The following is a 20,732-nucleotide window of genomic DNA, read 5'->3' on the forward strand; positions in this document are numbered from 1 at the left end:
TATTAAAATGGTATCATTTAATTAATTTGATTATTTAATGTTATAATCAATCATAGATTTTATGTCAATGGTTGGAGGGTTTACAGATGACAAACGATACAATAAACGTTGAATTGGATACCAGTGATTCAAATCTACTTAAGTTTTTAAATAAAAACCAGTTATTTATTTATATTTTTATTGGCATATTGATTCATGTATTAATTTTTATCCCTTTTTTTAGTCTGGATGGTATTTATCTTCAAGATGATTTTGCATTTCATCGCCTACGGCTTGAAAATTATGTAACAGCGGTTCAACACGGCGACTTCTTTCCAAAGATTTTTCCAGAAATGGCTAATGGATATGGCTATGCCGCAGACTTATTTTACCCGTCTATCTTGTTATTACCCTATGTCGGCCTGCGTCAACTTGGCTTTTCCTACATTAACAGCTTTTATCTTTACCATTTACTTATCAGTATCGCTACTTTCGGAGTTTCTTTTCTAGCAGTCAAGAAAATAAATCATGAAAACAAAACGTCTTTTCTTTTCGCCATTATTTATTCCACAGCAACCTACCGCCTAATGGATCAGTTTATTCGTGGAGCTTTGGGAGAAACTTTAGCTTTTATTTTCCTCCCCTTAGTTTTTTGGGGGATGGATGCTATACTCAAGAATAAAACAAAAAATGGGATTTTACTTGCGATTGGGATGTCATCACTATTTTACTCGCATTTAATTACAACTTTTATTGTAGCTATTTTCTTATCGTTATTCGTCATATATCTATTCATAAAAAATAAACTTACATTGACACACATATTGTCCATTGCCAAGGCAGCACTCTTAGCTTTCTTGATGTGTGCCTTTACACTGCTACCGATGATTGAACAAACATTTTCAATTGATTTCAATTTTAGTCAGGCTAATGGTATTTGGGCAGATGCCCTTAATTATTCGATGGGTGAATTAGTCGTTGATTCCCTACATAATTCCGCTGCTGTTTGGGAAAATTTAGCTCCTAATATTGGTACTTTTTTATTGATGATTATTATGTTGGTATTTTTTCAATATAAAAGCCAAAGTAAAAAGATTCAAAATTTACTGATCATTAATCTTTTGCTGATGGTTGTTTCCACCAATCTGTTTCCATGGTCCATCATACGTCAAACGATTTTTGGAATGATCCAATTCCCATGGCGGTGGTTAACACTATTAACTTTTTCAGCCAGTTTACTAGCCGCCTATAAGCTGAGTGAAGCCAATTCAAATAAATACCTTGTGATAAACATAACAACATTAATCGCCATTATTTCTGTTTCTTATAGCGGGAATATTATCCATCAATTTAATCAAAATGATATCAACCTCATCACAAATGATAGTTATAGCGATTATTTCTTATCATCGGTTGGTGGCGGCCGAGAATATATTCCAGTTGAAGCTGACTACCAAAGTTTACGTGATAATAAAGAAGCTTTACCCATTCATAACCAAACAGTTACGCATCAACTCGCAAATCAATCTTATAAAATGACAGAATGGACTTTTGAATCTGAATCTAATCAAGAAACAGTTCTTTTGCCTAATCTTACTTATGTTGGTTATGAGGTATTGTTAGACAATGACCCGATAGAAATCAAGCAAGAACAAGGACTATTAGCCATCTCAATTCCACAAGGCCGACACCAAGTCAAAGTAAAATATGTCGGTACCAGTATACAACGAATAAGCTTAATGCTTAGCATAGTAACTTGGCTGCTAGTCATTGTCTATGGCATTTTAAACTTCAAATAAATTCAAACAAATAAATAAAACCGTCCAAACCTTACTCTATTTCAGTAAAGTTTGAACGGATTTTATTTTAGCGCTTTTACTATGGCTACTAAATTCAAAAAAATCTGCCTGCCAAATTTGTTGACCGTTTTTCAAACTTATAATAGATAAAGCTGAACCTTCCTTACCGTGACTTAAAAGCATTTCAAGCTGTAGTGAAAAAATTTCAGCCGGCTTGAAGTTGATGTGATCGATTAACTCTTCTAAGCTATAGCTTCGATCGCTTAGATACTCAAATTCTGCCTGTTCAATAACTTCTTCCTGCATTCCTACTAAATCACTTAATGTTCGGCTAATAATAAAGTCGCGTATTTGTCTTCTTTTAGGTGCATTGTCACAGCCCAAGCTACCTAAAATTGCAAAGGGTGAATTAAAAGGTAGTTCAACTGGATCAGCAAAGTTCAAATCAATGTCATCTAAAGCTTTTTGGAGATTTTTAATTGCCTTAGGACCCACTCCATGTAATTTCATTAAATTCACTTTGTCAATTTTACTAATAGCTTCCAAGTGATGGATTCCGATAAAATTTAAAGCTTGGGTAGCAGCTTTGCCAATTTTTGGTAATTCAGTCATTATGATTCTCCTTTAATTGAACTGGCGGTATTTATTAAAATGTTTGGATAATATTGTTTTAATAATTCAATGAGTTGTTGAGTTTTAATATTTTTGTGGCGAATATCAATGGTCTTGGTACCTTCTCGCCCATATATAACCAGATATTCATTCAAATACCGCTTAATTTCAGACCCTCTGCCAGATGAAAAATAAGATACAATTTCAAATCGGTCGATATTGTTAACAACATAACTCTCATTGGCAAAATCGATGTAGTTTTTACTTGCTGTCAAAATAACCGGTCGAATGAACATCCTGTAAAGACTATTAAGCACAAGAGCCAGTCCCAATAGGGCAAACAAAATACCTCCTAGCGAGAAAAAACTAAAGTGGTAAGTTTGATTAAGCATAGCTGGCGGAACCTTATCCCCCAGTATCAAAAGAAAAGGATTAATAATGCCAGCTTAAACTAAACCAAACACAATGAAAAAAGCTCCAATAAATATCATTAACAGTTGCCGAGCCTTACTTCTTTTAACCTCAAAATAAGTTTGCATTGGTCTCACCTTCAATTTCAAAATTTTACTAAGCGATTATCTTACTAACATTCTAACCAACCTACTATAAATTGTACAAAAAAAAGGATTTAGCCATCATCAAAATGATTTAACTAAATCCTTAAGGGAAATACTACTCAACAACTTCTTCCGTTGTTTCTTCTTGTAGCATCTCTTGTAACTCTATTGGGTACTCGATTGGCTGACTAGCTTGGTATTCATCCATTACTTCTACACCATAAATACTCGCAAAACTAAAGGGTTCAATCGGTTCAACTGAAAAGAGATTGCCTTCAGCATCAACACCTATTGGACGGTAACCCACAAATTCATTGAGATAATCATAAGTAAATGATGGAAGTTCACCAGCAGGCATATTGTCGATCCAATAGAATAAATCAAAATAACTTGGATTCATTTCATTTACACCATATTCAACTGCATATGCTTGCGGATTTACACCAGTTGTACGACTAATTAAACTGATGATTTCTCTAACATTAGCATCACTTTTCGCTTCTTGATAATGGTTTATGCGGCGAAGTGACTCATCTCTTAGATTTGACATTCCTTGTTCAAATGCTGGTTGACGACTTGCTTCCCATGTATTGAGTTCATATTGGAAGTTCAACCAACGCAGTTGATTAATAGCAGCTTTTTCATCTGGAGATAAGTTTGCTTGCATCTCTTCTAAAACAAAAGTGTGTGATAGTAAGTCTTGCGTTAAGTCATTTAAACTGACTTTTTCAAAGAAACGATTGTACATAGCTTGAATGACCGGATGGTATACTTGTGTATCTGAGTAATCGCCCCAGTTGCTGGATAAAATGGTTTCATTATCTACAACAGCTTCTGTTGTCATTCCATTTAGAATATCTGACCAAGATTGGTAGAAATCAGGTAAAACAATGGCTATTTCAGTTTCTTCTTCGACGGTTTCTTCCACTGACTCTTCTATCGATTCTTCTACGGTTTCTTCAATTATTTCTTCAGTTGATTCATCTGTAATAACTTCTTCCTCAACAGTTTCTTCTACTAGACTTTCTTCTTCAATACTCTCTTCAGTCGATTCTTCCACTACTTCTGATTCCGACGGAACATCTTCAATTGACTCTTCTGACGGAAGCTCTTCAACTGGCTCTTCAACACTTTCTTCTATTGTCTCCGCAGACGCTTCTTCTTCAATAACTGTTTCAGGCTGTTCGGATGGTTCTTCCTCAACGGTTGTGACATCAGAATTTTCATCGATGATGATTGGAACTTCATAAGCTTCCAAACTTTCAGATGTTGGTACAGTGTATTCTTCAGGAATAGGTGCTTCGATGGCGTAATTTTCAACCGCAACACCATAGTGTTCTTCAAAATTATAGACTAAAGGTAAAATTTCTTGCGTCGCTAAATCCGTCACTTCAAGGGTATCTAAGTTAATTTGGTAACTTCCTATTAAGGTTTCTGGAACAAGCCAACTTTCAATAAAATTAACCGTTACGATGCGACCATCTTGAATTACATCCGCAATCGAATAAGCCTCAGAGGCTAAACCTGTAGCAGCAGAAATGCGTTGAATTATCTCATTAAAACTTGGTTCTTGTTGAATTTGGGCAGCTTGATTTAAATAGTAGGTGAGATAACTCTTATAGCTTGCCTTGTCTGCACTCTGTTGACTGGCTGCCTCTTGACGTTTCGCATCTGAATGAGCTGTCAGCTGGTAAATTAAGGTCCGAATATAATTCAAGCCTTCTAATTCAGCTTGTGATAGCTGTGGCATTAAGGTTTCAACAATAAAGGTATGTGAATAAATATTATGTAAGTCACCATCTTTTTGCATCAATGCATAGGTTTCATCCAAGAGTGCTTGAATGATAGGATGGTAGATATTTGTATCAGAGTAATCTGGTTTTTCCAAATTGAGTGCATCTTCGACTGTAAAACTACCTTCTTGTGATGCTAGAATTTCAGGCCAATTACTTCCAACCACACTTAATTCTAACTGTTTAATCGTATCTTCATTTTGTGCAGCTTCCGTTTGTGAAAAATCACGGGCGAAATCCATCAATTCTGTTAATAATTCATTGCTGACACTCGCATCAATTTGGTGTTCTTGCAATTGATTAATAATAATCAAGTTAAGTTCTTGTTCATTAATTTCAACATTTTGATTGATTTGATTAATGATATTTATTTTAACGTCGGTGATAAATTGATTCGTCGAATAATCACTAATTGCAGTATTATTTTTAATCGAATCGATGATTTTAATTTCTTTATTCGCAACTTGAATATCTTTTGCTTGTAAAGCAGTACCTGACTCTTCTAATAAAGCATAGACACCCGCAAGCGCACCTTCACCCGTAACTTCCGTAACGGTTGCGATACGTAAGAGAACATCTTTAGCACCCGCTGTTATTGCAGCGTTTTGATAAGTCGTAGCAGACACTAATGTGATATTTTGTGGTGTAACGATTTGAACTCTCACACCAAAACCTTCTGCTTGTGGTTGAATATAAGCACTTGAAAATACACCAGTATTTGCATCCGAACCATCATTTAAATAATGATTCACCATATTGCCATCCACTCTAATGGTATTTTCTGCAGTGATATCTTTGGCTCCCAAAAGTTGTTGAGTCATGGTTGCTTGTTCAGCGTTTAAACTTGCTCCTAAGGACATCTTACCTTCTCTTTGAATCGTTGTTTGTTCATTCGTAACCGCAAGTGCATGCGGGACATTCATGATAACAGGATAACTAATCGTTGAAAATAATAAGGATCCAACAGCTATTCTAACAAATATCTTTTTGGTCACGTCAGTAAACCCCTCTCGAAATATTTACTTATAAAACAAGTGTAGCAAATATATATGAACTAAGGTATTGATTTGCTGTGAATAAAGTTTGAATTTTCTTAAAAAAACAAAAAAACAGTCCACGATTAGTGAACTGCTTACAAATGCTCTATGATATTGCTTTAAATATTACTAACATTTTGCTTCATTGGTGCCATAGGTTTCATAGATTTAACCGCCTCAACTGCTTGCGTAGCTTTTTCAGAGCGGATAATTCTCAATTCTATTTGCCCAATTAGGAAAGAAGATACGAGTGTTGTAATAAATGAAAAAACTAAACGACTTGGCGCGATATAAATTAATGATAACAGTAAAACAGCGCCATCGGTTAGTAAGTAAGCTTTGGCAACAGAACATTTCAGATTTTTTGAAATAGCTAAAGCCAAAGCATCATCGCCACCTGCTGCTCCACCTTGCGTTACAACTAATCCACAGCCTACACCAATAAATATCCCACCTACAACAGCTGCTATCAGTGGATAATCGTATAGACTCATGATAATTGGACCTGTCCAAAGAAAGAACTTATAAAAAATAGCAAAGAAACTAGAAGCGATAATTGCCTTCTTTAAAAACGGCCAACCTAATATAGAAAACGCTAAAGCATAACAGACTAAATCGAATATAAGACTCATGATAGACGGATCAAGGCCTAAAACCTTATTTGAAAATAAGACTAAGCCAATGACGCCACCTTCCGTTATTTTAGAAGGACCATGAACATTTACGAGACCAAACGCCATAATTAAACATCCCAAAGCAATAACAAATAACTCTTTTCTTGACTGCTTTATCTTGCTCAGCAACTTGCTTAGCACAATTTCACTCCTATTCATCATTTCGACAAGGAGTTCTCTACAACGCAAAAAAGACTGCGGTCGTAGGAAACCCTCGTACTTTGCAATCTTATGATGGTAGTTGATGCTTTTTTGTTTGCTGATTTTTTCTTATAAAAACTCTGAGCTTGCTATTATTCTTTTTAGCCTCCATAAACACCACATCAGGTATTTGCAAGGCTCTTTATCGAATAAGAGACATCAGATAAAAACTACAGGTTCAATGAACTCAGTAACCATCGAATTAAAATTCAACTACTATATTGTACCACAATTTAGTGTGAACGTATAGCCTTATTTTAAAGCCGCTAAGGCTTCTGCAGTGTGAATTTCCATTTCTTTAATTTCAACATAGTCAAATTCGATTGGGTCATCTGTTTCACTAATATGTTGAATATTGGTCATTTGGAAATACCAGCCCGTAAAGTCGTTAGCAATATTTGGGAATAAGGGTGTTAAAAATTCATCCAAAGTGATTAATGTCCCATTTTCACGATCTTCCAGTGTAAATTGAACATAACCATCGCCCCACTCTAATTTAATAAATTCATTCCGTCTTTTTTCAAGAATTTCCATTACTTCATTGGGTCCTTCTTCTCCCATATCAAAAACAAGTTTTTCAACATCATCAATTAGTTGGTATGAAAGTTGAGGAAACCACTGAGATATCTTATTTGTAGCAATATATTCAAATACTACTTCCAAGTCCGCATGAATTATTTCAGTTATTTGTTGATAAAAACCATGCTCATCTTTATAAAATTGAACATCCATTTGTATTCCTCCTAGAATTTTTAAGACATGACAAATTTTTGTTGAGCAATACAAATAATCCATACCACTCATTCATAGTATACAATTAAAATACTCAACATCATAATTTAACGATATATTCGGCCTTTTAGTAGATGATTTACATCGCGTTTTGATTGCTTCAGATTTTTACTTTCGCTATACTTACGGTATCAACAAAGGGATTTATTTAAAAAGGGATTAAAGGAGCTGTTAATCGTGATTGTATGGGGAACGAAAGGATATGCAACTGACTTAGGATCGACTTCCATTACTGCAGAATGTGCCAATTGTCATAATGTCGTTAATTTCCAAGCCCAAAAATGAGGACATAATTTTTCTTTGTTTTTTGTTCCGCTATTCAGTATAAAATCACAATATATTGTCCAATGTCCGGTATGCCAGCACGGATTTGAAGTTAGTAAGGATAAATTAAGCGACTATCAAATTAACGGATAAAAAGCCAAACAAATATCGTAAGTATCTCTCTTAACGGATACTTACGATTTTTATTTATTATTCATGATCACTTTCAAGTGGGTAAGCCATTTCAAACGCATGGAGTAATTCTCGCACTTGATTGGTTGACTCTGTCTCCATTAGTTGTAAACGTAAATCACTGGCTCCTCGAAACTCACGCACATAAATCTTAAAGAAACGACGAAGGGGTTTAAATAAGTTAGGATCGGTTTTGGTATATTGATCAAACAAATCTAAATGAAAACGGAATAAGTCTAATAACTCGGTTCGTCCATGGTCTCGTCCTTCTTTTTCAAAAGCAAAGGGGTTATGAAATACTCCGCGCCCAATCATCACACCATCGATTCCATATTTTTCAACTAGTTCCATCCCTACTTGACGGTTAGGGATATCCCCATTAATCGTTAATAACGTATTAGGAGCAATCGTATCTCTTAATTCTTTGATCTCAGAAATTAAGTCCCAATGGGCATCCACCTTACTCATTTCTACTTTTGTACGCAAATGAATGGAAAGATTAACAATATCTTGTTCAAATAAATGTCGCAACCATGTCCGCCATTCATTGATGTCGCGATGACCTAAACGTGTTTTAACACTGACAGGCAAGCCACCATCTTTAGCTGCATGAATTAAATCTGCGGCAACTTCTGGACGTAGAATTAAACCGGCACCGCGACCATGTTTAAAAACATTAGGTGCAGGACAACCCATATTTAAGTCAATTCCATCAAATCCCATGTCAGCCATTCCACGACTCATCAGACTGAAATATTCTGGTTTATCACCCCAAATATGAGCAACAATAGGATGTTCATCCTCTGTGAAAGTTAATCGACCACGAACACTTTCGATGCCATCAGGATGACAATAACTTTCGCTATTCGTAAATTCTGTGAAAAAGACATCTGGCTTTCCAGCTTGGCTAATCACATGTCTGAAAACCACATCCGTTACATCTTCCATGGGTGCTAATACAAAAAACGGCTTAGGTAAATTTTGCCAAAAATTCTTCACTTCTGTCATGATCGATTCCCTTCTTATACTTGATTCTTTACAGAAATCTTATTGTACCAAATTTATCGTTAAAATGAAAATAAGAATATCTTATTTAAAGACATTCTTATTCTTGAATTAAATCTTAGCGATATTTATATTTCATAAATTTCACGATAGAGCTTTTCACTTCCGACCGTTTCACGATCAATGGATTGGATATGGACATCCAAACTATTTAAATGTTTCATGACATCTTCTAACAATCCTGCTTTAATTCGCAATTGTTTTGGATTCACTTGTTGAATACCCGGTTGATTAGCACCAACGCTGACCGAGCGATCAACTGATAAGACATATTGGTCTTCTTCGAAATTTTGCAGTTGTTTATGGATGATTTTTCCTTGATTTAAGAAGAAAATTTTCTTTGTCATCCGATCAATCTCATCTAAATTATGGGATGACAGAATGACCGTTACATTATTTTCTTGATTTAACTTAATCATCAAATCACGAATACGAATTAAACTGGTTGGGTCTAATCCATTAAACGGCTCATCCAATAATAATACTTCAGGCTGATGAATAATTGCACAAGCAAATAACAAATGTTGCTTCATACCTAGGGAATACTCTTCAATTTTTTGATGTAAATAGCGATGATTCCCTACAAGCAGGCTAATCTCTTCAACTTTTGATATATCTAATTTGTGAGCATTCGCAATATAAGCTAAGTGGTCATAACCCGTTAGGTGCGGATATAAAACCGAATTATCTTGCATAAAACCAATCTTCCGGTACATATTAAAGTCTTGATTATCCACGTCTGCCATACTTACTTCACCCGCATCCGCTTTAATCAAGCCCATCATAATCGATAATAGGGTCGTTTTCCCTACCCCGTTTGGGCCAATTAAACCAACAATTTCACCGGTTGTTATATCAAAACTAATGTCATCGAGAATCACTTTATCTTTGTACTTTTTATTTAATTGGTTAACGTATATCACGTTTCTCATCCCTTCTAACAAGTATTTTGTTTAGAAACTCTAAAGTAAGGCTATATAGGATAATGAGCCCAATTCCAATATAAGGATTTAGCCAAGTAAAATTTTGTGTAAAAGCAGTTGTCCCAGTGAGGATATCAGGGATATTTATATAATAAAAGGGTAAAAATTGCATCCAAGCTTGAGGATAAATAGTAACCAAACTATAACCACCAACTAATATGACGACCGCAGCCGCTAACATGATCCAACGCTTCTTGATTAAGAGTGACATAAAATGCGTTAATTGATTAATAAACCACGTTAAGACAATCATCAACCCCACCCCTTCTAATAAATATCTCCATAATGGAACAATCATAAAATATTGTTTAAGTGATGGTATAGTAATATAAGGACTATCGGAACCCGCCTTATCTCCAATGACTTTAGCAATATAACGGACATATGGAAAATTCCAACTTCCCACTCCGTTGAGTAAGCTTCCCGTTAAGAAGACTAAGACAAAGGCTAGCAATACAATGACGACTGAAATGGTTAAACTTGCATAATTTTTATGTGTAAATACCGTTTGCATTTTTAAAGGTAGGACTTTAATGAAACGGATCGTCCGATTATAATCCCACTCTTTCACATAATTTGTCATAAAGAAGACTGCGACAATAATCCAAATAAATATATACATTTGCTTATTAATAATATCAACCGCTAAATTTAATCCCGTTAAATCATTATGTTCGAATTGACGTGCATTTAAATATTGTTCGAAATTATTAAAACTAATCCCCAGTGGCGGCTCATCTTCACCACTTCTTGGTGACTGCTCATATTTAGGTAAAAGTTCCGTTTTATAAGGTCCTCCAGGCAACACAAAGCCGATATCATGGTCTTCCTTCCAATGGAATATCGCTTCATTAATAACAGCATTGGGAACAAATATATGATTAGACATCGGAATTGTAGTCGAGTGTACAAAACTCCCTTGGACTTGATTATTAGGATTGGTAACAAATACTCGGTCTGATTCTAATAAACCTTTTTCATTCTCTAACCAAACATCATAATTTCCTGCTAGCGCTTCATTGACTTGTGCCAAGGTTTCTTCATATAGGGGAAACATTTGGTTATAGCTGTCTAACATAGTTTGATAACTTCTTTGTTCAACTTCAGACACATTATCAATGACCATCTCTAATAAGGCCGCATTTTCCAGCGCATCTTCATACTGATTATTAATAATTGTTCCAAACATTTCAGTTTTTTCTATAAATTGATTACGGCGTACCAGTTGCTCCTGATAAGCTACGGTTCCCATATAAACAGTTAATACAATTAAACCACTAATGGCATAAATAAAGGTATTATCACGTAAGAAGCTAATCCATTCATGTTTAACTAAAAAGCCTTTATTTAACTTTTGAATACCTTTGTAATGACGACTGCTTCGTGTACGACTAAACCAAGTTGGCAAGTAAATGACAAAATACCCAGCAATGAAACAAATGGCTAATGGTATCAGTAACAACATAGTGATTATTGTCGGAGAATGAATTTCGATAAAATATCGCGTATCCAGCCAAGCAAAAACATTCCATAATTGATAAAGATTTGGATTGCTTTGAACGATTATTAATGCAATAATCGAAAGAAAACCAAGTAATAAAGTATTGTTTAACATATTCGACCAGAAAATAGAAATAATATAAACTAGGAATAAGGCAACAAAAGTGATTAAGACAAACAGCACAATTCTTAAACCTAATAACTGACCTAAGGTTAATTCATGTAAGCCAAAAATGGATTGCTTAGCCATTGGAAAACTAAGTTGCGTTGATAATGATAGATCATCAAATAGTAAGTGTAATAAATAGCTAGCTAATACTGCTGAACCAATGTAAACCAATAAAACGAATGCAAAAAAGAAAAATTTATTAATAAATACCTTACTCCGCTTAATTGGCTGAACTTTCGTAAAATAAAAGCGATTTGTAAAGGTTTCTTCTAGTAAAGGGATACCAAAAAAGAAAATAAGTAAGAAAAGGACTGGTAGACTAAATAAAATATCAAAACTATTATTTAATACAAAAGCACTTAAGGTCGTTCGATTAGGATTTAAGACTCCTACATTATTTTCAACTAACCAATCAATCTGACTTTTTTCTTCGTGTATATGATTCATGTCGATCGTCTCGGAAGGATGTCCTAGTTCATCCAATTCAATCAGAATTCCCCAAATATCCCTTTTAGCCTGGTTAACCGTGTCCCATCGTTCATAATAAGAATCCGCACTATAAATAAATCGAGCTCTTTCTCCTGCATTCATTAATTCATCAATACGTAATTCTTCTTCAGTCGGTGGTAGTTCTTCTTGGTAAACCTCAATATTTAATAGACGATCAAAATAGTTCTGACTAATTCGCCAAGAAAAATCTGCCCGTAACGAATTTGCAACTCGCATTTCTTGTGAACGCTTATTTTCAGGATTTAATTGATGAAAAGCCGTAAGCGAGCCTACAACCAGTAACGGTACCAATAATAAAAATAACCAAACCTTTAGGTCTGAGAACTTCTTAAATTCAAACTTGAGTTGAAACACAAGACTCCTCCTTTATTATAATTTTATTCTAATTAGATTAATTATACTAATAGAATATAATAAAAGACAGACGTTTTCCGATTTATATTAAAATCGTATAAGATTTCTATGAAAATACATAGAAAAATCATAAGTAAGGCATAAAAATAAGAGGCTCATGTTTAATTTATAATAAATAATTTGCTTGAGAAACGAATGCACTTTTATGTACTCATTTGGAATTCGAGTTAAACTTTCTTAACTCGTGGAGGCAACGAACTTAAAAGTTTATATTGGTTGAAGAATCAATCCATTCAAAAAACGCCTGCTCCCTTTAACTCTAAAGGCGCACGCGTTCTAAATCTTCCTATTTACGAACTTCTTAAATCGCTCCTACAACCTCGTGTGGAACATAAAGTTCTTCTAAATAAGTGATGGCTTCGCTACTTAATTCGATATCAATCGCTCCCACTGCATCATTTAAATGACTTTCTTTTGTTGCACCAATAATTGGGGCAACGACCGATTCTTTTTGCAATAGCCATGCTAAGGCAACTTGAGAACGTAAGATGCCCATTTCATCGGCAATTTTGGCGACACGTTTTACAATTAATTGATCTTGTTCTTTTGTACGGTCATATTTTTCTTTTGCAGTTTTATCCGTATTAAATCGTTTAGTCTCTGCAGACCAATCACGGGTTAAACGTCCTGCTGCTAACGGACTATATGGCGTTACAGCAATCATTTGGTCATCACACAGTGGCATCATTTCACGTTCTTCCTCGCGATACAGCAAGTTCAAATGATTTTGCATGGAAACAAATTGAGTCCAACCATTTTTATCTGCCACATGTTGGGCTTTAGCAAATTGCCATGCATACATGGAGGATGCTCCGATATAACGGACTTTACCCGATTTAACGATATCATGTAAGGCTTCCATTGTTTCTTCAATAGGTGTATTGTAATCCCAGCGATGGATAATATATAAATCGATATAGTCCATTTGTAGGCGTTCTAAACTCTGATCCACTTGATGCATTAAAGCTTTACGTGACAAGCCTTGACTATTTGGCCCATCTTTCATCCCCATAAAAGCCTTGGTTGCCACAACAATTTCATCACGCTTTGCAAATTGATTAAGGGCCTTCCCTAAAATTCGTTCACTTGCTCCATATGAATAAATATTAGCGGTGTCAAAAAAGTTAATTCCTAAACCTAAAGCATGCTTAATGACTTTAAAACTCTCTTCTTCTTCAAGTACCCACTCATGAAATCCACTATTAGGTTCTCCAAAGCCCATCGCTCCTAAACAGATGGGTGAAACATCCATGCCGGTCCGACCAAACTTAACATACTTCATTACAGTTCCCCCTTAAAGAACAAATTCATTCCATAGAAAAAGCCCTAGCAACTGACTTACTTCAATATATCAAACTGATGATTGAAAGTAAATCTATTGCTAAGGCAGTGATATTTATTTAGAGGTTATTCGACATTTAAGGGTTGGGTTTCGAATTCAATATGGTCATCGACGAGTTTCACATGTACGATGGATTGCGGTGTAATATCACCTTTAATGATTCCTCTAGCTAGAGGAGTTTCAATTTCACGTGTGATAAAGCGCATTAACGGGCGTGCTCCGTAAATAGGATCATAACCATTTTCGGCTAACCATTGAGCGGCTTCCGGCTCTAGGTCTAATTCTATTTCTTGGTAAGCTAGGCGATTTTCCAAGCTAGATAGCATTTTATACACAATTTTACTCATATGATCCATGCTTAGCGGTGTAAAGAAGACAATGTCATCAATCCGGTTTAAAAATTCAGGTTTGAAGTGCGCATTTAAGTTCGCTCTAACCTGCTTAGCTGTTTCATCAGCAATTTTACCTGATTCATCCACGCCGTCTAAAAGAAGATGGGATCCAATGTTACTTGTCATAATTAAAACTGTATTTTTAAAGTCAACTAAGCGACCTTTGGAGTCAGTTAAGCGACCATCATCTAATACTTGTAATAAAATATTGAAGACATCTGGGTGGGCTTTTTCAATTTCGTCTAATAAGATAATTGAATAGGGATTGCGTCTGACAGCTTCTGTTAGCTGTCCGCCTTCTTCATAACCAATATATCCTGGAGGGGCACCCACTAAGCGAGACACATTATGTTTTTCCATATATTCAGACATATCGATACGAATCAAATGTGATTCATCATCAAAGAGTGCTTCAGCTAACGTTTTTGCTAATTCGGTTTTACCTACTCCTGTTGGACCTAAGAATAAGAATGAACCAATCGGACGATTTGGATTTTGTAAGCCAGCTCTTGAACGAAGAACCGCTTCAGATACTTTTTCAACAGCTTCTTCTTGTCCAATCACGCGTTGATGTAAAATCTCATCTAAGCGCAATAATTTTTCTCTTTCACCTTCAACGAGTTTAGTAACCGGAATACCTGTTAAACGACCGACTACTTTTGCAATGTCTTCATCGGTCACACTTTCTTGGGTGAGTCGTTGGTTATCTTTGAGTTCATTTTCATTTTCGAGAGCTTTTAATTCTTTTTCTAATGTTGGAATGCGGCCATGTCTTAATTCCGCTGCTTTTTCTAAATCATACTCTGATTCTGATTCCTCTAATTGGCGTCTAGCTTGTTCTAATTCTTGACGTTTATCAGAGACGGTCTTCATGGCTTCTTTTTCAATTTCCCAACGCATTTTAAGATTATTCGCTTCTTCTCTTAAATCAGCTAATTCTTCTCGTAAAATTTCAAGTCGTTTTTTACTGGCGTCATCTGTTTCTTTTTTCAAAGCAGCTTCTTCAATTTCAAGTTGCATTAGACGACGGTTAACTTGGTCCATTTCAGTCGGAACAGAATTCATTTCTACACGAATGGTCGCACAGGCTTCATCCACTAAATCGATTGCCTTGTCTGGTAAGAAACGGTCAGTAATATAGCGATTAGATAGAGTTGCAGCTGCTACTAAAGCATTGTCATGAATATTAACGCCATGGTGAATTTCGTAACGCTCTTTTAAGCCACGCAAAATACTAATCGTATCTTCCACTGTTGGTTCTTTTACCATAACCCGTTGGAAACGTCTTTCTAAAGCCTTATCTTTTTCAATATTTTCACGGTATTCATCCAATGTTGTAGCACCAATACAGTGCAATTCACCCCGTGCTAACATTGGTTTTAAGATATTACCTGCATCCATGGAGCCTTCTGTTTTCCCAGCCCCAACAATCGTATGAATTTCATCAATAAATAAAATAATTTGTCCTTCGGATTTGGTTACTTCATTTAAAACAGCTTTAAGACGTTCTTCAAATTCTCCACGATATTTAGCTCCCGCAATTAAAGCACCCATATCCAATGAAAAGATTTCTTTATCTTTTAAATTCTCAGGGACATCTTTACGAACGATCCGATGAGCGAGTCCTTCGATAATAGCCGTTTTACCTACACCAGGTTCTCCAATTAGAACGGGATTATTTTTAGTTTTACGTGATAAAATTCGAATCACGTCGCGAATTTCTTCATCACGACCAATGACGGGATCTAATTTGTTTTCTTTCACGGCTTTATTTAAATTAGTGGCATATTTTTCTAACGATTCATATGTTTCTTCTTGATTTTGTTTTGTCACACGTTCTCCTCCTCTCAGTTGTTCAATTCTATTTTGCATTTTTTCTTTTGTCACACCAATAGAAAGCAAAAACTTCGTTAATGGGTGTTGTGTCTGTTCATATAAAGCCAGCAAAAATGTTTCTGTTGCTAAATATTCATCTTGAAATGTTTGAGCAATTTGATTGGCATCTGCAAATAGCTGGCTCAAAGGTTGGCTTATATTCTGGCCATATTGAACCGATGTACCAGTCACGCTTGCTATTTTATCAATTTCATTTTCAATCAATTGTTTAAATTCACCGATTGGCGTATCTAAATCTTGATACAGTTGGTGGGCAAAATGATTGTCTTGTACAAAGATTAACCATAGATGCGGTATATCAATCATTTGATGTTTACGCGTAATAGCAACTTGCTGTGCCTGAGTTAAACTTTCTTGCATCGTTGTAGTCATTTTTTCAATCATCATTTCACATCCTTTATTTATTTTCATTTAGTCAAAATTGGTCAATAAAATCTAACCAAAAAAGAAAGCCCATCTAATTGAGCTTAATTACATTATACACCTTTAGTCAGGATTGGTCAATCATTTTATCTGATTTATTTATTTTTAAATGAACTTTCAGTTTGATAGGTTTCAAGATATAACTCCAAGGCAATACTATCAATATTAATACCCGAGTCATATCTGTATGCATCAAGTAAAAGTGGCTGGAAATACTGAATAAATGATTCAATAGCGCTTAAATGATGAATGACAGAATGATTATTTGTTTGTGACAGATATTGAAAGTAAGCTTCTTCAATGAGACTGTCTATTTTTTGACGGTCTTCTTGCATTAAATAAGGGAAACTCGTTCGTATATCTGTAGCGATTCGGGATGGATCAGCATATAAAAAGATATAGATTTGAAATTGATCCAAAAACGGTTTTGCATTTTCCGCTAAATTTACTGAATGTGTAATAAATTGTTTTTCTTTGGTCAAAAATATTTCCCTTTCCTTTATGCTCTAATTCCTAAGGCTATTTTGGCATAGCGACTCATTTTGTCAGGTGTCCACGCTGGATACCAAACAAATTCGATTTCAACATCTGTAATAGCGGCAATTTTTTTTACTTCACGATTGATGTCATCGACGATAACATCTACTAAAGGACAGCCAGTTGTTGTTAGCGTCATTTCAATATGACATATTCCAGCATCATCAATGCCGACATTATAAATTAATCCTAAATTAACTAAATCAATGCCTAACTCCGGGTCAATCACTTTTTCTAAGGCTTCATAAACTGTGGTTAATAATTCTTCATTTTTATCTAATAAATTCATTTTTTCTATCCTTTCCTCCATAATTTAAAGCGAATGTTTTTCTTTACAGGTCACTATTAGTCTAAACCTTCATCTAAGTAAATGAAAGTGATTTGTTAAATACTTATAAATTCGTTATAATTAAGCCTATCGAATATATCGCATACTTAAGGAGATAATAACTTTATGCAACAACATCTGATTGCCATTGATTTAGATGGCACAACCTTAAATAATCAATCTAAACTATCTGAATTAACGATACGTACGTTACGCCATCTAGACGAGCTAGGTCATCTTGTTTGTATTGTAACAGGCCGACCTTATCGAAACAGTGAACATATTTATCGTGAATTAAATATCCATGCCCCAATTGTTAATTTCAATGGTGCTTTGTGTCATTTTCCAAATCATAGTGGTTATATACCATCTTATCATATTGCTTTGGATCGTGAAATTGCCTTTGAATTGTTTGCCCACCAAAAAGAACTTGAGATAGACTTATTAATGGCTGAAGGACGTAACCAATTATTTACTTCTTCTATGAATTTGCCAGATAGTCCCTTTGATCCCTTTAATTTAGATCAAATCTCTAGACTATCTAGAGAATCTTTGACCTATAACCCGACTGCATTAACTGTTTTTTCATCTGACAATCGTTTAGATAATATCGCAAAAAACATTAATGAAAGATATGGTGATCAAGTTTCGGTTCGAACTTGGGGTGGACAACTACCCTGCTTGGAAGTTGTACGTAAAGGGATTAATAAAGCTGTTGGCGTACAAGCAATTGCGAATTTTCACCGTATTCCACAAGAAGCCGTTATTGCCTTTGGTGATGAAGATAACGATATCGAAATGATTGATTTTGCAGGACATGGTGTTGCCATGAAAAATGCCATTGATGAAGTTAAAGCTGTTGCAAATGCTCAAACGAACTTTACAAATGATCAAGAAGGACTTGCCAAATACTTAATTGAATACTTCGACATCAAATCTTCTGATTTATACTAATAAGCATAATAAAACCAACATTTCTGTAAAACGAAATGTTGGTTTTATAGTTATATTACTAATTGCTCATGCTTTCTTACATCTTCACGCATTTGGTTTTGTTGATCTCTATTTAAAAAGTTCCCCATAACTTTATTGGATTGAATAATATTAACAAAAGCACTTGGATCGATATCAGCTATGATTAATTGTAATGAATGAAGTTCGTAACGGTTGATCACAACCATTAAGACATCTCTCGATGCACCTGAATAACCACCGCGGCCATTTATTATCGTTGCACCACGCAAAAGACGTTCATGGATATTTTTTAGCATGGTTGGTGTTTTATCAGTGACAATGAAAACCGTCAATCGTTGATCATTCGTATGAATGGCATCGATCATCCAGCCAGCAACAAAAATAGCAATGATTGAATACAGGGCTACTTCCCAATTAAATAAGATACCTGAACCTACAATAATAAACAGATTGATGATAAATGTTAAAAATCCTACGTTCATCTCCATGACACGGGATAAATAGATGGTTAAAATATCAAGTCCACCACCGGATAATCCAAACTTAATCACTACACCTGTACCAACACCACCGATAACCCCACCGACAATGGCATTTAATAAGGGTTCTTGCGAAACATGTACAACAGGTATTAGGTTTGTCATGAGCGTCGTTAAAACAACGACTACGATTGTCATAATCGTAAAATGTCTACCTAGTTTAAACCATGATAAAAATAATAATGGGACATTAATAATAAAGTACAAATTGGCTGTATTCATTATATGTCCATAGGCGGTTTGTTCAGTAAAGTAAGTCAATAATTGAGCAATACCTATGGCACCACTACTATAAATATTTCCTGGTATGTAAAACATATTTAAACTGACTGCGAAACATGTAGCAGCAAATAAAGCAACTAACAACTGAAAAATAAAATTAGCTCTGGGATTATTGCTTAAATATTGGTTAATCACTCACTCACCTTCACTTTCTTATTCAGGACGAGTACCTAAGGTATTATCTAATTCCATTTTTAGATTTCGTGCAATTTTTGAGCCAAATACAATTGTCTCATATAATGGAGTAGCTTCTTCTGTCATACGCAATAAGCTTCTTAAGAAAATTTCACCATCTCCAGCTAAAAATAAGCTATAATAACCTGTTTTCATTTCATTTAATTCGTTAATTAATTCTAATGCTTCACCACGTTTATTATAGTCCATGACTGAATGGATATTTCTAAAGATAATTTGAGCATCAGATGAAGTTTTATCGGTATTTTGAATAATCACTTCAACTACTAATGCTAATTCTTTAGTTACTCTAATTTGAAAACGATATAAGTGGTGTCCATCTTCAATCTCTTGATAACTAGCTGGTAATTTTTTTTCTTTTAAAATTGCTTCGAAATTTTCTTTTAAAGACATGTCAAAACTCCTTTTAATTTTTTCATCGTACTTATTCAGTATATCAAATAAATCTATATACGCAAAAGGTTATTTATTTAACTTTTGATTTAACCAAGACACCGAGTCATACATTGTTTGTAAATAATTGCTAGCACCAAAATGTTCAATGGTTAAGTAACCTTGATAGCCTCTTTCGTTTAGACGATCTAAAATCGCAGGCATTTGAATCATCCCAGCTCCTACTGAGCTTGCATACACTTTATCTTTGTTCGGTAACACTGTCGGATCTGCACCTTCAACTACTTGACTAGTTCGGTCTTTCAAATGAACATGGACAATTCGGTCAACTAGTATTTCAAAGGCCTCTAATTCATCTTCCCCACTATAAATAAAGTTACCCGTATCAAAAGTATATTTTAGTTCATTTAATGCTTCACCAAAATATAATAAACTTGCAATATCTGGCATAACACTTTCATTAGAGTCAAAAGGTTCGATTGTCACAGTGATATTTTTAGTTTTGGCGTACTCAATTAATGACCGGAGTCCATTGACGCATCGTGTCATGACCTCATCTTTTGCTATATTATCTCTGAGAAAGCCTGGTACAATCAATAGCTTATCCACCCCTAATTCATCTGCAACATCAACGATTCGATTGTCTACTGTATCATCTATTTCAAAATGACAATGCTCAAAAATTGAACAAATTTCCATATTAAACATAGCTAATTCTTCTTTAACTGCTTCAATATCATCCAATTCTTGAATCCCGTACTCTAAGGCCGTTACACCCATTTGACTTAACTGACTTAAAATTTCTTGGCGTGTTTTGCTAGTTTGTCTTACCGCATCATTGATATGTGCGTTAAACATTGCAATTTTCATCTAAAAAACCTCCCTTTAA

General features: G+C 34.9%; 17 protein-coding genes. 2 read left to right on the top strand and 15 right to left on the bottom strand.

Going from position 1 to position 20,732, the window contains the following annotated elements; all coding sequences use genetic code 11:
• The first annotated feature begins 86 nt into the window (after positions 1-86).
• A complete protein-coding gene (locus ACTQ54_RS02790; RefSeq protein WP_441754461.1) occupies positions 87-1,778 on the top strand; it encodes a YfhO family protein in 1,692 nt (563 codons plus the stop codon).
• Positions 1,779-1,814: 36 nt separating this feature from the next.
• Here ACTQ54_RS02790 and ACTQ54_RS02795 read toward each other — a convergent pair whose 3' ends face one another.
• The 12 genes from ACTQ54_RS02795 to ACTQ54_RS02850 all read right to left on the bottom strand — a co-directional run bounded on the left by ACTQ54_RS02795 (position 1,815) and on the right by ACTQ54_RS02850 (position 17,441).
• A complete protein-coding gene (locus tag ACTQ54_RS02795; protein ID WP_441754463.1) occupies positions 1,815-2,390 on the bottom strand; it encodes a DNA-binding protein in 576 nt (191 codons plus the stop codon).
• Positions 2,390-2,734, bottom strand: a complete 345-nt coding sequence (locus ACTQ54_RS02800) for a hypothetical protein (RefSeq protein ID WP_441754465.1) — start codon at positions 2,732-2,734, stop codon at positions 2,390-2,392. Before ACTQ54_RS02800 ends, ACTQ54_RS02795 begins: the two co-directional genes overlap by 1 nt.
• 328 nt (positions 2,735-3,062) lie before the next feature.
• Complete coding sequence (locus ACTQ54_RS02805) at positions 3,063-5,735, bottom strand: DUF1002 domain-containing protein (RefSeq protein WP_441754467.1); 2,673 nt, start codon at positions 5,733-5,735, stop codon at positions 3,063-3,065.
• 161 nt (positions 5,736-5,896) lie between these two features.
• Positions 5,897-6,592, bottom strand: a complete 696-nt coding sequence (locus ACTQ54_RS02810; RefSeq protein WP_441754469.1) for a YitT family protein — start codon at positions 6,590-6,592, stop codon at positions 5,897-5,899.
• 312 nt (positions 6,593-6,904) lie between these two features.
• Positions 6,905-7,384, bottom strand: a complete 480-nt coding sequence (locus ACTQ54_RS02815; RefSeq protein WP_441754471.1) for a hypothetical protein — start codon at positions 7,382-7,384, stop codon at positions 6,905-6,907.
• 534 nt (positions 7,385-7,918) lie between these two features.
• The gene (locus ACTQ54_RS02820; protein WP_441754473.1) at positions 7,919-8,908 is read right to left on the bottom strand and encodes a tRNA dihydrouridine synthase; all 990 of its coding nucleotides are present in this window, start codon (positions 8,906-8,908) and stop codon (positions 7,919-7,921) included.
• Between the two features lie 125 nt (positions 8,909-9,033).
• Positions 9,034-9,888, bottom strand: coding sequence for an ABC transporter ATP-binding protein (locus ACTQ54_RS02825; protein ID WP_441754475.1), 855 nt, complete (start codon positions 9,886-9,888; stop codon positions 9,034-9,036).
• Positions 9,875-12,481, bottom strand: coding sequence for a hypothetical protein (locus tag ACTQ54_RS02830; protein WP_441754477.1), 2,607 nt, complete (start codon positions 12,479-12,481; stop codon positions 9,875-9,877). Before ACTQ54_RS02830 ends, ACTQ54_RS02825 begins: the two co-directional genes overlap by 14 nt.
• A gap of 361 nt (positions 12,482-12,842) precedes the next feature.
• Positions 12,843-13,823 (bottom strand): aldo/keto reductase, encoded by a 981-nt coding sequence (locus tag ACTQ54_RS02835; protein WP_441754479.1) that lies wholly within the window; start codon positions 13,821-13,823, stop codon positions 12,843-12,845.
• A 125-nt stretch (positions 13,824-13,948) separates the two neighbouring features.
• On the bottom strand, positions 13,949-16,558 hold the full coding sequence (gene clpB, locus ACTQ54_RS02840) for an ATP-dependent chaperone ClpB (protein WP_441754481.1): 2,610 nt from the start codon (positions 16,556-16,558) through the stop codon (positions 13,949-13,951).
• Positions 16,559-16,689: 131 nt separating this feature from the next.
• Positions 16,690-17,076, bottom strand: a complete 387-nt coding sequence (locus ACTQ54_RS02845) for a hypothetical protein (RefSeq protein WP_441754483.1) — start codon at positions 17,074-17,076, stop codon at positions 16,690-16,692.
• A 17-nt stretch (positions 17,077-17,093) separates the two neighbouring features.
• Positions 17,094-17,441, bottom strand: a complete 348-nt coding sequence (locus ACTQ54_RS02850; RefSeq protein WP_441754485.1) for a metal-sulfur cluster assembly factor — start codon at positions 17,439-17,441, stop codon at positions 17,094-17,096.
• A 144-nt stretch (positions 17,442-17,585) separates the two neighbouring features.
• Here ACTQ54_RS02850 and ACTQ54_RS02855 point away from each other — a divergent pair, with 144 nt between their 5' ends.
• Positions 17,586-18,413, top strand: coding sequence for a Cof-type HAD-IIB family hydrolase (locus ACTQ54_RS02855; protein WP_441754487.1), 828 nt, complete (start codon positions 17,586-17,588; stop codon positions 18,411-18,413).
• Positions 18,414-18,463: 50 nt separating this feature from the next.
• Here the strand turns inward: ACTQ54_RS02855 and ACTQ54_RS02860 are convergent, their stop codons facing one another.
• From ACTQ54_RS02860 to ACTQ54_RS02870, 3 genes are all read right to left on the bottom strand, one after another.
• Positions 18,464-19,390: a YitT family protein gene (locus tag ACTQ54_RS02860; RefSeq protein WP_441754489.1), complete on the bottom strand. Its 927-nt coding sequence runs from the start codon at positions 19,388-19,390 to the stop codon at positions 18,464-18,466.
• An 18-nt stretch (positions 19,391-19,408) separates the two neighbouring features.
• Complete coding sequence (locus ACTQ54_RS02865) at positions 19,409-19,843, bottom strand: hypothetical protein (protein ID WP_441754491.1); 435 nt, start codon at positions 19,841-19,843, stop codon at positions 19,409-19,411.
• A gap of 69 nt (positions 19,844-19,912) precedes the next feature.
• Complete coding sequence (locus ACTQ54_RS02870) at positions 19,913-20,713, bottom strand: sugar phosphate isomerase/epimerase family protein (RefSeq protein ID WP_441754492.1); 801 nt, start codon at positions 20,711-20,713, stop codon at positions 19,913-19,915.
• Positions 20,714-20,732 lie beyond the last annotated feature (19 nt).

The organism is Fundicoccus sp. Sow4_H7 (genome assembly GCF_052115865.1).
In the GTDB taxonomy this organism is placed as follows: domain Bacteria; phylum Bacillota; class Bacilli; order Lactobacillales; family Aerococcaceae; genus Fundicoccus_A.

What these genes read in the sequence shown, in the direction of transcription:
- ACTQ54_RS02790 (WP_441754461.1), top strand. Translation starts at nt 87, where the DNA reads ATGACAAACGATACAATAAACGTTGAATTGGATACCAGTGATTCAAAT.
- ACTQ54_RS02795 (WP_441754463.1), bottom strand. Translation starts at nt 2,390, where the DNA reads ATGACTGAATTACCAAAAATTGGCAAAGCTGCTACCCAAGCTTTAAAT.
- ACTQ54_RS02815 (WP_441754471.1), bottom strand. Translation starts at nt 7,384, where the DNA reads ATGGATGTTCAATTTTATAAAGATGAGCATGGTTTTTATCAACAAATA.
- ACTQ54_RS02820 (WP_441754473.1), bottom strand. Translation starts at nt 8,908, where the DNA reads ATGACAGAAGTGAAGAATTTTTGGCAAAATTTACCTAAGCCGTTTTTT.
- ACTQ54_RS02835 (WP_441754479.1), bottom strand. Translation starts at nt 13,823, where the DNA reads ATGAAGTATGTTAAGTTTGGTCGGACCGGCATGGATGTTTCACCCATC.
- clpB (WP_441754481.1), bottom strand. Translation starts at nt 16,558, where the DNA reads ATGATGATTGAAAAAATGACTACAACGATGCAAGAAAGTTTAACTCAG.
- ACTQ54_RS02850 (WP_441754485.1), bottom strand. Translation starts at nt 17,441, where the DNA reads ATGGAGGAAAGGATAGAAAAAATGAATTTATTAGATAAAAATGAAGAA.
- ACTQ54_RS02855 (WP_441754487.1), top strand. Translation starts at nt 17,586, where the DNA reads ATGCAACAACATCTGATTGCCATTGATTTAGATGGCACAACCTTAAAT.
- ACTQ54_RS02865 (WP_441754491.1), bottom strand. Translation starts at nt 19,843, where the DNA reads ATGTCTTTAAAAGAAAATTTCGAAGCAATTTTAAAAGAAAAAAAATTA.
- ACTQ54_RS02870 (WP_441754492.1), bottom strand. Translation starts at nt 20,713, where the DNA reads ATGAAAATTGCAATGTTTAACGCACATATCAATGATGCGGTAAGACAA.